Raw genomic sequence first — 381 nt, forward strand, 5'->3', positions numbered from 1 at the left:
AACCTTACTCTTAATAAATTTTTTTAACACGATGTATCCCCATTTCTATTTTTTTTGAAAAAAAGAGCACCTGACACAAAGTGTCAGGTGCAGCTCTAATCCTATGCATAAAATCTTCCCCTTTTCACAAAAAAAGACAACGTTCAATTTTTAAACGTTGTCTTTTGTATTTTATGATAATGTAAGTGCATATTTCTCGCTACCATCTGAATAATAAACTGTTACAATTGTATAATTTCTATATTGCGGATTGCCCGTCATAATCTGTCTATTTAATTCTTTTTTCGCCGCTGCAACAGCTGATCCCCAATCACCATACAACCCAAAATTATTTGATTCACTACCACTGATAACATGGACTGGTTCAGGTGTTGGATCTGG

Annotated in this window: 1 protein-coding gene; it reads right to left on the reverse strand. The window is 34.1% G+C overall.

Features of this window, described 5'->3' with window-relative positions; translation table 11 throughout:
* Positions 1 to 171: 171 nt before the first annotated feature.
* The coding region (locus FC90_RS09315; protein ID WP_162258680.1) for a hypothetical protein at positions 172 to 381 on the reverse strand (210 nt) is incomplete at its 5' end.

The organism is Latilactobacillus graminis DSM 20719, assembly GCF_001436415.1.
In the GTDB taxonomy this organism is placed as follows: domain Bacteria; phylum Bacillota; class Bacilli; order Lactobacillales; family Lactobacillaceae; genus Latilactobacillus; species Latilactobacillus graminis.